The sequence below is a fragment of the Pseudomonas sp. B111 genome (assembly GCF_026428275.1).
GTDB lineage: Bacteria > Pseudomonadota > Gammaproteobacteria > Pseudomonadales > Pseudomonadaceae > Pseudomonas > Pseudomonas aeruginosa.
In genome coordinates, this window is record NZ_CP097857.1 from 3,463,626 (window position 1) to 3,478,057 (window position 14,432).

General features: G+C 60.6%; 12 protein-coding genes and 2 pseudogenes. 3 read left to right on the forward strand and 11 right to left on the reverse strand.

The genetic code is table 11. The annotated features are described in order from the left end of the window. Positions 1-45: 45 nt before the first annotated feature. From M6E97_RS16030 to M6E97_RS16045, 4 genes are all read right to left on the reverse strand, one after another. Entirely contained in the window at positions 46-837 is a 792-nt protein-coding gene (locus M6E97_RS16030; RefSeq protein ID WP_033938833.1) for a hypothetical protein, read from the reverse strand. Continuing rightward, positions 834-1,682 (reverse strand): DUF4123 domain-containing protein, encoded by an 849-nt coding sequence (locus tag M6E97_RS16035; protein WP_015503224.1) that lies wholly within the window; start codon positions 1,680-1,682, stop codon positions 834-836. Before M6E97_RS16035 ends, M6E97_RS16030 begins: the two co-directional genes overlap by 4 nt. Further along, positions 1,679-3,754 carry a type VI secretion system tip protein VgrG gene (locus M6E97_RS16040; protein ID WP_033938834.1) on the reverse strand — a complete coding sequence of 692 codons (2,076 nt, stop codon included), beginning with the start codon at positions 3,752-3,754 and terminating at the stop codon, positions 1,679-1,681. The genes M6E97_RS16035 and M6E97_RS16040 overlap by 4 nt, the downstream gene beginning before the upstream one ends. Before the next feature lie 305 nt (positions 3,755-4,059). Then, positions 4,060-4,692: a response regulator gene (locus M6E97_RS16045; RefSeq protein WP_009876145.1), complete on the reverse strand. Its 633-nt coding sequence runs from the start codon at positions 4,690-4,692 to the stop codon at positions 4,060-4,062. A 145-nt stretch (positions 4,693-4,837) separates the two neighbouring features. On the opposite strand from M6E97_RS16045, the gene M6E97_RS16050 reads away from it, so the two are divergent. Continuing rightward, complete coding sequence (locus M6E97_RS16050) at positions 4,838-6,460, forward strand: two-component system sensor histidine kinase (protein WP_016253649.1); 1,623 nt, start codon at positions 4,838-4,840, stop codon at positions 6,458-6,460. A 26-nt stretch (positions 6,461-6,486) separates the two neighbouring features. Here the strand turns inward: M6E97_RS16050 and M6E97_RS16055 are convergent, their stop codons facing one another. Continuing rightward, positions 6,487-6,903 carry a hypothetical protein gene (locus M6E97_RS16055; protein WP_003086969.1) on the reverse strand — a complete coding sequence of 139 codons (417 nt, stop codon included), beginning with the start codon at positions 6,901-6,903 and terminating at the stop codon, positions 6,487-6,489. A 15-nt stretch (positions 6,904-6,918) separates the two neighbouring features. Further along, positions 6,919-7,173: a hypothetical protein gene (locus M6E97_RS16060; protein WP_034005791.1), complete on the reverse strand. Its 255-nt coding sequence runs from the start codon at positions 7,171-7,173 to the stop codon at positions 6,919-6,921. 505 nt (positions 7,174-7,678) lie between these two features. Here M6E97_RS16060 and M6E97_RS16065 point away from each other — a divergent pair. Further along, positions 7,679-8,011, forward strand: a pseudogene (locus tag M6E97_RS16065) (adenylyl-sulfate kinase); the annotation flags it as partial. 426 nt (positions 8,012-8,437) lie between these two features. Here M6E97_RS16065 and M6E97_RS16070 read toward each other — a convergent pair. The 5 genes and pseudogenes from M6E97_RS16070 to M6E97_RS16090 all read right to left on the reverse strand — a co-directional run bounded on the left by M6E97_RS16070 (position 8,438) and on the right by M6E97_RS16090 (position 12,552). Continuing rightward, positions 8,438-10,030, reverse strand: a complete 1,593-nt coding sequence (locus M6E97_RS16070; protein ID WP_126620851.1) for a hypothetical protein — start codon at positions 10,028-10,030, stop codon at positions 8,438-8,440. Between the two features lie 254 nt (positions 10,031-10,284). Beyond that, entirely contained in the window at positions 10,285-11,265 is a 981-nt protein-coding gene (locus tag M6E97_RS16075; protein WP_014595514.1) for an IS5-like element ISPst7 family transposase, read from the reverse strand. A 69-nt stretch (positions 11,266-11,334) separates the two neighbouring features. Further along, positions 11,335-11,520, reverse strand: a pseudogene (locus tag M6E97_RS16080) (hypothetical protein); the annotation flags it as partial. Next, entirely contained in the window at positions 11,517-11,870 is a 354-nt protein-coding gene (locus M6E97_RS16085) for a suppressor of fused domain protein (RefSeq protein ID WP_174217704.1), read from the reverse strand. The gene M6E97_RS16085 and the pseudogene M6E97_RS16080, both read right to left, overlap by 4 nt. Positions 11,871-12,018: 148 nt before the next feature. Further along, positions 12,019-12,552, reverse strand: a complete 534-nt coding sequence (locus M6E97_RS16090; protein ID WP_019726005.1) for a GNAT family N-acetyltransferase — start codon at positions 12,550-12,552, stop codon at positions 12,019-12,021. Between the two features lie 135 nt (positions 12,553-12,687). On the opposite strand from M6E97_RS16090, the gene aceK reads away from it, so the two are divergent. After that, positions 12,688-14,421, forward strand: coding sequence for a bifunctional isocitrate dehydrogenase kinase/phosphatase (gene aceK / locus M6E97_RS16095; protein ID WP_003082886.1), 1,734 nt, complete (start codon positions 12,688-12,690; stop codon positions 14,419-14,421). The last annotated feature ends 11 nt before the right edge of the window (positions 14,422-14,432 follow it).

Genomic DNA, 14,432 nt, shown 5'->3' on the forward strand with positions numbered 1-14,432 from the left:
GCTCAGCGAAGAATAGCTTTTCCCATTCCTCCATCGGCCCAAGAGTCATGGGGTCACCGCCTTGTTTTCCGTACAGCCTGGGTAGATGGTGCAGTTGCGCCCATCCGGCATTCTGAAGGTGCTGAAATCCTTGTAGTTGCCGTTGCAATAGGCTCTTTGATCGTCAAAACTCTCGCCCATGCAGCGCCTCCAACCACCGGGCACTTTGACCCAAGTGTCCCCCCATCCCGGCCTCTCTTCGTCAGCCAGCTTGATCCTCAACCTCACCGTCTTGCCGGGCAGTTGGTCCAGGGTGTAAGCCACGAAAGGTTTCGCTTTGCGCCGTACACCCGTCTCATCCATCCTTTTGCAATCGAGGATTTTTACGATACGGCGCAATTTTCCTACCGTGCGGAATAGAAACTGGCACTGCCCGGAGAACTCACTTTCCCCGGCGGCATTAAAAGTACCCTTTTTCACTTCGACCAGCTTTTCGCGCACGGCAATCATTGCTGAGTCTCGTCCGAAATCCCCCCAATCCTTGCCATACCAACCATATACATAAAAATAGATATTCTGCAGTACCAAGGGGCAGCCACTGACCGTACGGCGTAACAATATCTTCGAATCCCGTTCATATTTTTCCCGCCCCGAGTTGTAGCCAATTTGCGTATCCTTTCCCCCCGGCACCGTGCAGGTTTCACCGTTGGCCGGCACATAAGTTGCCGTGGCTTCATAAGTGAACTCAGGCGGCAGGTCCGCCGTAACGGTAAAACTGTTGGACGTGCCCAAGGCAGTGCAGCCCTGTGCCAGCACAAGGCAACTGGCAAGGGTCATGTTTTTAAGGGTGCGGATCATACGGGGGCGTCTCCTTGCCAGAACCGCACCTCCTGATACACACGCTCGAAATGCGTCGTGGGGGTTTCGTCAGGCAGGGGTGACCAGGACCTGGGCAGGGCGTCATCCGATGCGAACAGGCGTTGAAGCAGTAGAAAGCGGATCTGTTCAGGCGCCCGCCAGCCCCATGTGCGGGCCAGTTCCAACTGCGCCCGAAGCCAGGCGTCGGCATCCCGCTGCCCGGCCAATTCCGCAAACGGCTCCGTCCACTCGGCGATCAGGTAGCGCCAGGCGTTGTCGAACTGAATACCTGCCGCCGTCTCCGAAGCCGTGGGGACAACGAGCCACGCCGGTTCGGCCGGCACGGGATGGTCGCCAGGGGCGGGGTTGTCGGCATGGAGCCATCGCCCGGCCAGCCAGTAGCACGCGCTGGAGATCGGTCCAAGGAACGCCGGGCGCTGCTCCGGCTGCAGGTGTGCCAGGGCGCGACCCAGCACGCGACTGTCGTGAAAGCGATAAAGCGCCTGGTTTGGCCGCTCGCCCGTTACCAGGCGAGCGCGCCAATGCCGGGCCAGCGACTCCAGATCGCTGCTCACGCTGCTGGCCAGCCAGCCCCAATGACGTTCGGGCGATTTGAGCAACGCCTGAATGACCGGATGGTCCAGCGCATCGAGCCGGAACAGGTAGGGACCTATCGCCGCCAGCGAACTGGCGGGCGTACCGCTATACAGATTGCCGTACTGATGGGGTTCGCGCCCTTCGAGCAAGGCATCGCGCTCGTCGAGCTGGCCATCGGAGTCCAGTACCAGGTACAGGTATCGGCCCAGCTCGCCTTGTTTCTGCAGCCATTGTTCGGCCGTGGTCATGCGGCACCTCCAACACTGCACAGTCCATCGCGACAGATTTCGCAGAGCGGGCAGAAGTCCGCGGCGCGTTGCCTGGCGGCAGCCACGAGAGGCAGCGAATTGGCGACGACGGTCTGTGCTGCTTCGGCCAGAGCCTGGAGTGCCTGCTGCGGTGCGATGCCGGCCATGGGGGCTCCGCCCTGCACGATCGGCACGCTGCTGAAAATCCCTGCGGAGTTGATGACGATATGCTGTCCACCGGCCTTGAGTGTCAGGTTCACGCCGGCATCGACTAGCACATTGGTGGCGGTGACGCGGGCCTGTGATCCGGCTTGCACGACCCAGGTGCCGTCCACGGCGATGCTGCCGGCGCCGCTGATGGAAAGCAGTTCGTTGCCGCCGATCCGGGTGTGGCGCTCACCCTGGGTGGTATGCAGCTCATCGCCCTTGATCAGGCTGGAACTGTTCATGTTCACCTGCTCAAAGCGGTCGTTTTCGACCAGGCTGCGGCTGTCCCGGCTTATCCGTTCGTGACGGTCATTGCCGATGCTGGTGTGACTGTCGTTGAGGATCAGTTGCTCGATATCACGCTGCGCGCGCAGGAAGATCTTTTCCTGGCCTGCCCGGTCTTCGATCGAAAGTTCGTTGTAGCCGCCGCTGTTCGGCGTACTTCGGCTACGCAATACGGTTCTGCTTTTGTTCGCCGGCAGCGCGTAGGGCACAGGCGTGGTCTTGTTCGGCACGACACCGGTAATCAACGGGCGGTCCGGGTTGCCTTCGAGGAAGCTCACCACCACTTCCATGCCAACGCGCGGAATGGTCACCGCGCCGAAACGCTCGCCTGCCCAACTGGAAGCAACCCGCAGCCAGCAACTGCTTTTGTCGCTTCCCAGTTCCCGTCTGTCCCAATGCAGTTCGACCTTCACCCGCCCGTATTCATCACAGAAGATTTCCTCGCCGGCCGGACCGGTGACCCGAGCGGTCTGGCACCCCGGCAGGGGCCGGCGCGTCAGCAGCGGCGGCCGGAAAAACACATCCCATGGAATGGCGGTGAAGGTATTGCGATAACCCTGGGTGAAGCGGTCTTCTGCCTGGCTATCGCCGGTCACGGACTCTTCGAGTGACTGGGGTTGCCGACCAGAGTGCGTGACGCTCAGCAACAACCACAGTTCGTTGCATGTCTTGCGCGGATGTTCGGTCAGCTTGAAGAAGTGACCGCTGCGCAACGTCGGCTGATCGCTCTGGCCTTCGGCCAACTGGTAATCGACACGATGCCGTTCCAGAGCCTGTCTGGCCAACACCTGTCCACGCTCCAGCGTGGTGATCGGCGAAGGATAACGATAGTCCTCGAGGGCCGGCTCGAACTCCGCGGTGAACTGGCTTTCCAGCAACAGGCTTGGCCGCTGCAGGTCGTAGTCGCGGCGAGTTACCTTGCTGGTGCGGGAACTGAAACGCTGGGAAAAACGATTGACCACCGGATGATCGGCGACCGTCCCAGTATCCTGGCGGTATGGCGTACATCCCAGCAAGGGGAACCAGGCCTGGTCCTCGGTGAACACCAGCAGGTGATTCTCCGCTGAATGCTGGTGGTGCCAAGCGATACCGTCCTCGGCACACAGCCGCTGGATGAAATCGAAATCACTTTCACCGTACTGGGTGCAGTATTCGCGTTCCGGGCTGGTGTGGACATTGAAGACGTAGACATCAGGCGGGATACCATGGCCTGCCAGCACCTGTGCGATGATCTGCGGTACTGTCAGGTGCTGGAAAATGCGCTGGTTGAAGCTGAACTGCAGGTAGTGCAATACCGGCACCAGGGTCAGGTGATAGCGCGCCAGGCGCCTACCGGCTTCGCCCACGTACACGTCTTCGATATGCCCATGGATCCCTTCGCCGCTCAGGCCGAACTGGAGAAATGCCGGTTGACCGAGCAAACCCTCCAGGTCGAAATCGGGGTTCTCGCTGAGCAGTTCGATACGGACGGCATACAGGGTGCTGATGGCTTCGGCGCCATCGAAAGCCAGTACCTTGAAGTCGTTGCGTACGGAGGGGATCGATAGCGCAAAGTGCGCACTATTGGCTGGCGCGAACATTTTGCTTTTCCTTAAGCTGGACAGCGCACTTGTAAAAATGCAGCTGCGCGGGCATGGAGCGAGGACTCTAGCAAGTCGCCCTTCGAACGTATGCGCAGAAAATTCTGAAAACGCTGTCTGACCAGAAGTGGTTCTGTCGGGACCTGCTGCCGTCTCACTCAGGCAGTCAAGCGACTGTCAAACCATGCTCGCAACGCTATTGAACGTGCCGAGCCGCATGGTCTTGGCCTGTTAGGACCAAGCCCCATGCCGGCGGCAGGACAAGGCGCACGACGTCTGATCTGCGCCGGGCCCATCGGCCGCCGCTACTCCCCGTCGCCATGCCCCAGAGCCGCCCGGTACTTCACCGCCGCCGCGGTCCGCGACGGCACGTCCAGTGCCCGCAGCAGCGACGACACATGGATGCGCACCGTGTAGTGGGAGATGTCCAGGGCGCGGCCGATCTCCTTGTTGCTCTTGCCCTGGGCCAGCAGGCGCAGGACATCCAGCTGGCGCTCGGTGAGCCCCTCCAGGCGCGGGCTGGGCTGCAGCGGCAGGAGGCCGGAGGGTTCGTAGCGCACCAGCACTTCCCCGGCGCGGATGGCCAGAATCGCCTGGCCGAGCTCCTCGGGCGCGATGCTCTTGCCGAGGAAGCCGTCGGCCCCTGCGTTCATCACTTCGCCGATGAGTTGCGGGTCGTCGACCATCGAGACGACGATCAGGGTGGTGCGCGGGAACCGGCGGCGCAGGTCGGCGAGCATCTCGATGCGGGTCAGGCCGGGGAAACGCAGGTCGAGGATCAGCGAATCGGGCTGCTCGCCTTCACCAGCCAGGCGCAGGACCCCGGCGAGATCGCCGGCCTCCTCGATCCTGGCCTCGGGCAGCAGGCGCTGGAGGATACTCAGCATGCCCTCGCGAAACAGCGGATGATCATCGGCGACGATGATGCGGCCAGTCATTCTTGTAGTCTCCAGGAGTCGCAGTTTCCGCCGCGCATGCTACCTTAGCCCGCTACCGCCGCGCCCACCCTTCGTCCGTCTTCGTGACGAAGGGGGCGAAACAGAGGAAAAGGCGCGCGGCGCTCCCATGCACACGGAGGTGCACATGAAGTTCGAGAAGAATACCGAGCTGGACCAGGCCAACCTGCGACTGATCGTGGCCACCTGCGCGATTCTCTACGTGGTGCTGATCGGCCTGCTGCCCGGCCTGAAGGTCGAGACCTACCTGCCGATCGTTGCCTACTACGGCCTGTTCCTGATCGCCTCCATACTGCTGCGCCAGGCCATCGTGCGCTGGCCGGGGCACTACCCGGCGCGGCGGATCTTCTGCATGCTGCACGACTACGCCGGCACCTCGTTCGGCCTGATCGTGGGCGGCGAGGCGGCGCTGCCGCTGTACGCGGTGATGGTCTGGATCAACCTGGGCAACGGCATGCGCTACGGCTCGCGCTACCTGGCCATCGCCACCGCCCTGGCGCTGCTCGCGCTACTGGTCATCTATCGCCTGACCCCGGCCTGGCAGGCTCAGCCGTTCATGGTGCTGATGCTGATGACCACCAGCACCGTCATTCCCTTCTACGCGCACCTCCTGCTGGAGCGCACGCGCAAGGCCACCGAGGAAGCGTTGCAGGCGAACCAGGAGAAATCGCGCCTGCTGGCCCAGGCCAGCCACGACCTGCGCCAGCCGATCCACTCCATCGGCCTGTTCACCGCCTGCCTGCGCGACGCCCGCCTGGGCGACGAGGAACGGCGCCTGGTGGACAACATCGACCGCTCGCTGCTCAACGTCTCGCAACTGTTCCGCTCCATCCTCGATCTCTACACCCTCGACAACGGCCGGCTCCAGCCCAAGCAGGAGAACGTCCACCTGGGCGAGTTGCTGCGCGACCTGGTCCGGCGCAACGCCGAGGCGGCGCGCTGGGCCGGGGTGGAGTTGCGCCTGCGCCCTTGCCGCCTGTGGACGCGAACCGATCCGGGGCTGCTGTCGACCATGCTGCAGAACCTGCTCTCCAATAGCCTCAAGTACGCCGCCGAGCGCCCGCTGCTGATCGGCGTGCGGCGGCGAGGCGACGGCCTGGCCGTAGCCATCTACGACCAGGGCCGGGGGATCGCGGAGGAACACCTGCCGCGGGTGTTCGAGGAGTTCTACCGGGTACGCGAGACCCGCGACCGCGACGTCGAGGGAATCGGCCTGGGGCTGTCCATCGTCCGTCGCCTGGGGCAGTTGACCGGGATCGAGGTGACGCTGCGCTCGCGGGTCGGACGCGGCACCGCGGTGACCCTGCACGGCCTGCCGGCGGTCGCCGCGCAAGCCCTTCCCCGCCGCGACGATCCCCTGCAGGCCGGCCTGCTCACCGGTTTGCGGGTGTGCCTGGTGGAAGATGATCGCAACGTCCTGCGCGCCACCTCGGCGTTGCTCGAACGCTGGGGCTGCACGGTCCAGGCGGAAACCGAGGCGGACGGCTGGCGAACCGATTGCGACATCCTGGTCGTCGACTACGACCTCGGCCCCCACGCCTCCGGCGTCGAGTGCATCGAGCGGGTACGGCGGCAACGCGGAGAGGCGATACCGGCGCTGGTGATCAGCGGCCACGACATCGAGCGTATCCAGGCCAGCGTCGAAGACACCGACATCGCCCTGCTCTCCAAGCCCGTGCGCCCCACGGAATTGCGCGCCACCCTGCGCGCCCTGCGCGAGCGCCCGGAGACCGCCAGCCACGCTTCCTGAGGCAAGGCAGGTCGAGGAGCGCAGGCCTACGGCGGGCCGTACTTCATGCCGGCGCAGCCGTGGGACAGCAGCAACTCGCCGTCGTCGGCCTCGAACTGGGTGATCCGCTTGCTCTTGTCGACGGTGACGGAAATGATGCAGCGATTGGGGTGGTTGACGGTATCCCAGTAGTTGGTGTTCACCATCACGTTGCCCTGCATCTCCGAGCTGGAGCCCACCACTTCATAGCGGGAATAGCTGGTGTCGGTGTACCACTGCATCACCACCTGCGAGCCGTCGGCGGTGCGCTCCATGTTCTGCGGCGTACCGAAGAAGGCTATCGCTTCCTCGGCGGAACGGCCCTTCCACTGGCTGCGGGCGTAGACCTCGGGCAGCGTGTCCATCTGGATGCAGCCGCCCAGGGAAAGCGACGCCAGTAACGGCGCGATGAATATCCGGCGCATGGGTTGACTCCGTGTCTAAGGGTTCTTCGGCGGGTTGCCAGGCAGCAGATCGAAGGCTCGCAGGCCCGGCGCGGCGTCCTGCCCGGACGCTTGCGCGCGGTTCGCCTGCTCGGCCACGGCCATTCCGCGCGGTGCGGCGGAGGGTTTTCTCGACGCCGCAAGCGAACGCCCACCGGCAGAGAACGACTCGCGCGCCGGCTCGTCGCCGCTGCCGAAGCACCACCAATCGCTGGCCTCCGGGCCGGTGGCGAGTACGGATTGCCGAGTCATGGTTCCTTCCAAGTCGCGTGCGTCCTGCACAACCGGTTTCCGCGAAACGCGGGGATCAAGGGCGGGACTATAGCGTCGCGGCGAAGAAGCTCGAATAGCACAGAGGTACTATTTTCTCGGCTCGTCCGATCGGGAAGTCACCTGCGGTGAGTTCCGGTCGAAGCGGCGCCATTCCATCGACCAACTCTGCGCCCCGGAAAACGCTGGATGCGTTCCCCTGTTTTCTCGGTCTCCAACAGCACCCTCGCGACCGAACACTGCACGGCCATGGCTGGAAGACAAATGAAACCAGCCACTTGCTTAAATACCTAAGGGAAAGAACATCCTACTGAAAATAAAGAAATTTCTTATACGCACTTATTTGGCGCAACGTTAACTTAACTAACTGCACAAACACGCCCTGACCGCGCATTAGAAGAAGTACCGGCCTCCAACGGAATCCAATTCCAACTTCGGGAGGTCCCCCTTCCCATGCAGTTAACCAATCCTCCAGGCAGAAACAGCGATGAACCCTCGTGAACATGGAAAACGATCGATCGATAACGAGACACGCAGTGCGCTCAAGCGCCAACGCCCAGCGGTCATCTGGCTGACCGGGTTGAGTGGCGCTGGAAAATCCACTATTGCGAATGCCCTGGAACTAGCGCTTTTCGAACAGAAGAAACATACGTTTCTCCTGGACGGCGACGATCTCCGCCTTGGCCTGTGCCGAAACCTTGGTTTCACCGGGATCGACTCGATCTACGAAACGCCCGCACAGCCGAACATAACTATCGATACACTTTCAGAAGAACCCGACCTAGTGGTGAAGCGAATCATTTCCTACCTAGAGACGAACGGGCTCTATCCCGATATATCGGACGATCTGCTGAACATCACCCATCTATCGAGACGGGCCTTGAATGGAGACTATGATTTCGACCTACCTCCACCGAAAACACTGAACTTCCTCCTAGAGAGTCACGACTTCATGTCAGTCGGTCGAGTGAGCATCGGCCAAGAGGGCTGACGGTTCTATTCACACAATCCTAGATAGCTCACTTTGAGAATGCCGAGTGGCGAGACGATTGCTAAGGTGGCAAGAATCCCCGGGCATATAAAGCGGGGACCTTAACGAAGAGGAAGGAGACAACCTATAGCGTCCCTTGAATGCTAAACCCGCCTTTGCGGCGGGTTTACTTTTCCCATTAACGTCGTCTAAAATTTAGCTTAGGGCATTCGCCGAAAATACCAGAACAACTCTGCGATGAATCCTCTCACACCTTCAAGCATACAGAGCGAACCAAATAGAAGTTGGATCACTCGCGACACCAGAGGTACTGTAAGTCCTAATTTCGAATACCGTAGTACTGATCGGCGAAAACTCTACTACCATCCCTGTAGTTGACCTTGCCGTTGAATTTACAACATAATTTGCATCAGGCATAGGCGAACTTAATACAACTCGCACAACGCCAACCGCAGTTCTTGTCGTGGTAAATCCCCTCCCAGTCGACTTAACTACCGAAGCAACCCCTGAAGTTACAGATATACGCCCATGGCTTATCGCTGCACCCGGCTCAACACTAAACCCATAATTATACGAAGAGACCGCCCTATCAACATACCTTTCTCCAGTTCGATTATTTCTAATAACACCCAACCCCGTCACAGACAGGCTTGTATTCACCAACCCACTTGCACTAACGCTACCTTCGAATGCAGACGAGATTACAAAAAGTTCTGCAACAGTTGAATTGCCTGTCACCCCAGAAATAACATTAACCTTCGGCGATTGCGAATCAGTCTGACTAAGAGATACCCCTACTGCTGACTGTTCTACGTGAACCCCATTAGCTATCAGATTATCTTTAAGCATGAGAATTGCTTGATCCAACCTATACGTTGCCCCTCCAGTGATAGTGCTCCTATCAACAACAATCAAGGATCCACCTGCTTGACATACGAGTCCTCTTTTCGTCCCCGCGGAAGGGGAAGTATCCGAGCCATACATCTCAACATCGGAGAAGCTAAATGACGCAGGACCGCCATTCCCTGTATTATAATTCACCCCCCATGACACAAAATCCCTAACCACAACATTAAACAATCCGCTATGCTCATGCGCACCATCTGTGTACACCATTGCGCGCTCAAGCCCTCTGTAAATATTTGCTCCAGAAATTGCTAAATTCTCAATCCGAGTACCAAATACCCAGTGGCCGGAAGGATGGATAGGGTGTCTAGGGCCAGTAGGCCCTAGTGTGATGCAGTTACCTGTACCTGTGCCATAAAACTGAATTATAGTTGCGCTAGTTCCCTCCCCTCGCAATACCGTTCTATCTCGCACAGAAAAATACACTGTAAACCTATAATTCCCACGAGGAAATTCTACTACCCCTCCAAACCCACCGCTTATTGCGGACTCTACATAATCAAGAAGCGGCTGAATCACGGCATCATTTGCGCCATTGGCTGTCGCATCATTTCTTGCCCCCCACTGCAGGACATCAAAGACTCCAGGCTTGTCCAGCAGCACCCAGCATCCTACACCGGATGGGTCTGTCTCCCCGTACCCGCTTATGTAGTCAGAAAATGTAGACTCACTCCCGTCCCATGGAACAGTTGGGCTGAAATACTTCCCTGCATTGTGATAAGCCTTCGGCTTGCTCGGCATCCAGACATAGACGCCACCGCCCACCGGGCCTACATCTCTTGACTCCCACCCCGGCCAGTAGCTAGTTGTAGCAACACGCTCCCCTGCGTATTGACCAATAACCCCTATCAGAGATTGAACATTGTCAACATTTCTGGCCTCCATTTTCGCGAGTCCTAGAGGAACCGGATCGTCTCCTTGCATTTCAAGAAAATCACTCATCATTTTCTCCAAATTATGAAACCCACAGTAAAAGACAGAAATTCTTGAAAAATCTGTTTATGTACTGCTTACTGGTGAAGTTTTTCTACGTTTACTCTAGCCCTCTAAGGATGGTCTGAAGTAGCCATGCATTTCCGGCTGACTTCAGCCTCCGCCGATTTTGAAAGCGGCAAACCGATCAAAAACGATCAGATAACCAGCTCATTTCGGTGTTTCTAGCCGCCGAGAACACCTCGCGGCGGCCATTTCCTGCATTACAGGCGCACCTCTCCTGCATTGGTCAGCAAATGTCGGCGTGCCATCCACAGGTTCGACAACGCGAACAGCGTCACCAGTTGCGCAGTATTCTTGGCCAAGCCACGGAAGCGCGTCTTCACATAACCGAACTGCCGCTTGATCACCCTAAACGGGTGCTCAACCTTGGCCCGTACCTGAGCCTTGGCTTTCTCGATCTTGCGTCTGGCTTTGTACAGCGCGCTGCTCTTGCCCAGCTTTTTGTAAGTGCTGCGCCGTGCTGCCACCTGCCAAATCACTTCGCGGCCATCATGCTCGGCACGCTTCTCGACGCCGGTATAACCCGCATCGGCGCAGACCACGTTTTCCTCGCCATGCAGCAACTTGTCGACCTGGGTGACGTCCGCCACGTTAGCCGCCGTACCTACCACGCTATGCACCAGGCCCGATTCGTCATCGACGCCGATGTGGGCCTTCATGCCAAAGTAATACTGGTTGCCCTTCTTGGTCTGGTGCATCTCTGGGTCGCGCTTGCCGTCTTTGTTCTTGGTCGAACTCGGCGCATTGATCAGCGTGGCATCGACGATGGTGCCTTGGCGCAGCGACAGGCCACGGTCACCCAGGTAGCCATTGATCACGGCCAGGATGCCAGCAGCCAGTTCGTGTTTCTCCAGCAGGCGACGGAAGTTGAGGATGGTGGTTTCGTCGGGGATACGCTCCAGGCTCAGCCCCGCGAACTGCCGCAGGATGGTGGTCTCGTACAGTGCCTCCTCCATCGCTGGATCGCTATAACCGAACCAGTTTTGCATTAGATGAACCCGCAGCATTGCCATCAACGGGTACGCCGGACGGCCACCTTCACCCTTGGGGTAATGCGGCTCGATCAGGGCAATCAACCCCTTCCACGGCACCACCCGATCCATCTCGATCAGGAACAGCTCTTTGCGGGTCTGCTTGCGCTTGCCGGCGTACTCGGCATCGGCGAAGGTCATCTGCTTCATCAGAAAACTCGGTGGGTGGCGTTCGGCTATTTTGCCAAAATCAGAAAGTCTTTTTCAGACTGTCCCTAAGGAAATGCTGGAATACGCCTTCGAGCGCGTGCGGATGACGCGGAACTCGACACGGTCCGCATGCAGGACCAGCCGCGGGGACAGGTCGCTGTGGGCCCAGCATAGCCAGGGAATGCCTTTCCAGCCGGCGAACGCGGCGACCAGGCGCACGTTCAGGCCGCTGTCCGTCGCAGGATCCTTCGTCACGCGCCCTCGCCTCCCAGATAACAGCCGCGCTGCTTGTCCACTGTCACCGGATGCGCGTTTTCCGCAAAGACCGGCATCAATCCATCGATTCCCTGTTCGCGCTTGAGCCGGTATTCCCGTTCGGAAAGCGGCACGACCCACAACAGGTCGACGGGATGGGCTGCCGCGTGGAAATCGTCGAACAGCCGCGCATCGATCTTCACCAGGGTATTCAGCAGCAGGAAATGGCGCAGGTGCCCACCCTCGAAGATCGGCATGCCGAAGTGCACCGTATGCCCGAAGCCCAGGACGAACCTGTCGTAGAACGGAAGCCCGGCCAGCCATTGGGTGGATAGCAGAGCCTCGCTCATGAAAAAATCCCCGAAGGTGACCGAACTCTAGCTGGGGGGAGCCACACTTCTGCACTGCTGAGTTTCGCGTGGCTGAGTCACCTGTATCGGTGGGCTGGAGCGGTCCTTAATAGGCCGCTGCTGGCCGGAGGCAGACTCCCGGCCACTCTCACTCCCCCACCCGCCCCTCGACCCTCCGCAAGCGCGCCATGCTGTACACGTCCACGAAGCGCCCATCCCGCACCGCGTAGTCGCGCATCTCTCCTTCGGTCTCGAAGCCGAACTTGCGATACAGCGCCAGCGCCGGGGCGTTGTCGGTGTAGACGGTGAGTTCGACGCGGCGCAGGTTCATCCAGTTGTCGGCGATGTCCAGCAGTTCGCCGAGCAGGCGGCTGCCGACGCCCTTGCCCTGCCAGGCGACGGCGACACCCATGCCGATGCTGCCGCTGTGGCTGCGGCGGATGCGCGGGTGCTGTTCGAGGCTGGCGCTGCCGATGACGTCCCCCTGGTGCAAGGCGACGAGGATCAGCAGGCGGTCGTCGTCCACGCTGTCGTGCAGGCGCTTGAGCCGCTGCTCCACCGACTGGTAGGGCATCTGCAGGACCTGGCGGGCCACGGCGGGGTCGTTGTACAGGGCGGTGAGGCCTTCCACGTGGCGTTCGCTGTAGCGTTCGAGGCGGATCGTCGGCGATTCGGCGGTCATTGCGGTCATCCCTGGGCTGTCTGGCCACCCAGCATAAGCGTCTGCGCCGGGCTCGACCAGCCGGTCGGAGATCGCGCTTTCCCTGCCGCGCGGCTCTGGCTAAGCTCGACCTTCGAACAACGAAAGGACGCCAGCATGGTCCAGAGCGCCCCAGCCAGCGAAATCGCCGCCCTCATCCTGCGCGGTTTCGACGATTACCGAGAGCAGTTCCGCGAGATCACCGACGGCGCCCGTGCCCGCTTCGAGCAGGCGCAGTGGCAGGAAGCGCAGCGCGCCTCGGCGCAGCGGATCAACCTCTACGAGGAAAAGGTCGCCGAGACGGTGGCCGGGCTGCGCGCGGGGCTGGCCGACAGCGAGCTGCTGGACGTGGAGCGCTGGCCGATCATCAAGAGCGCCTACATCGCGCAGATCGACCTGCGGCTGGACGACGAGCTGGCCGAGACCTGGTTCAACTCGATCTTCTGCGGGCTGTTCAGCCACGACAACATCAGCGACGGCACGATGTTCGTGCACACCACCCGGCCCTCGCTGCGCGCCCACGCCCGCGCGCCCTACACCCGCACCTACCGGCCGGGCGGCGACCTGCGCCAGGCGCTGGAGAAGATCTTCGACGACTACCGCTTCGACGTGCCCTACGACGACCGCGAGCGCGACCTCGAACGGATCGACGCACTGCTGCACAGCAACCTGCCGGACTGGGTGTGCAAGGACCCGGACCTGGCCATCGAGCTGATCGGCTCGGTGTTCTATCGCAACAAGGGCGCCTACCTGGTGGGCCGCCTGTTCACCCCGGACGAGCAGTGGCCGCTGGTGTTCCCGCTGCTGCACCGCGAGGGCCACGGCATCCAGTTCGACACGGTGATCACCGACGAGGCGGAAGTCTCGATCATCTTCTCCTTCACCCGCTCCTACTTCATGGTCGACGTGCCGGTGCCGGCCGAGCTGGTGGCCTTCCTCAAGCGCCTGCTGCCGGGCAAGCACCTGGCCGAGCTGTACACCTCGATCGGCTTCTACAAGCAGGGCAAGAGCGAGTTCTACCGCGCCCTGATCAACCACCTGGCGACCACCGACGACCGCTTCGTCATGGCCCCCGGCGTGCGCGGCATGGTGATGAGCGTGTTCACCCTGCCCGGCTTCAACACGGTGTTCAAGATCATCAAGGACCGCTTCAACCCTTCGAAGAGCGTCGACCACGCCACGGTGATCCAGAAGTACCAGTTAGTGAAGAACCACGACCGGGTCGGACGCCTGGCCGACACCCAGCAGTTCGCCGACTTCCGCTTCCCGGTGAGCAAGTTCGAGCCGGAGTGCCTGGCAGAACTGCTGGAAGTGGCGCCGTCGACGGTGGTGATGGAAGGCGACGTGGTGCTGATCCGCCACTGCTGGACGGAGCGGCGCATGACCCCGCTGAACATCTACCTGGAGAACGCCAGCGAGGCGCAGACCCGCGAGGCGCTGAACGACTACGGGCTGGCGATCAAGCAACTGGCGGCGGCGAACATCTTCCCCGGCGACATGCTGCTGAAGAACTTCGGCGTGACCCGCCACGGCCGGGTGGTGTTCTACGACTACGACGAGATCTGCTACCTCACCGAGGTGAACTTCCGCTACATCCCCGAGCCGCGCTTCCCCGAGGACGAGATGTCGTCCGAGCCCTGGTATTCGGTGGGGCCCAACGACGTGTTCCCGGAAGAATTCCCGCGCTTCCTGTTCGTCGACCTCAACCAGCGCCGGCTATTCGCCAAGCTGCACGGCAACCTCTACGACGCCAAATACTGGCAGGGCCTGCAGGAGCAGATCCGCGAGGGCAAGGTGATCGACGTGTTTCCCTATCGGCGGCAGGAGACGCCTGAGCAGTTGCTCGGGTAGGTGCAGAGGCA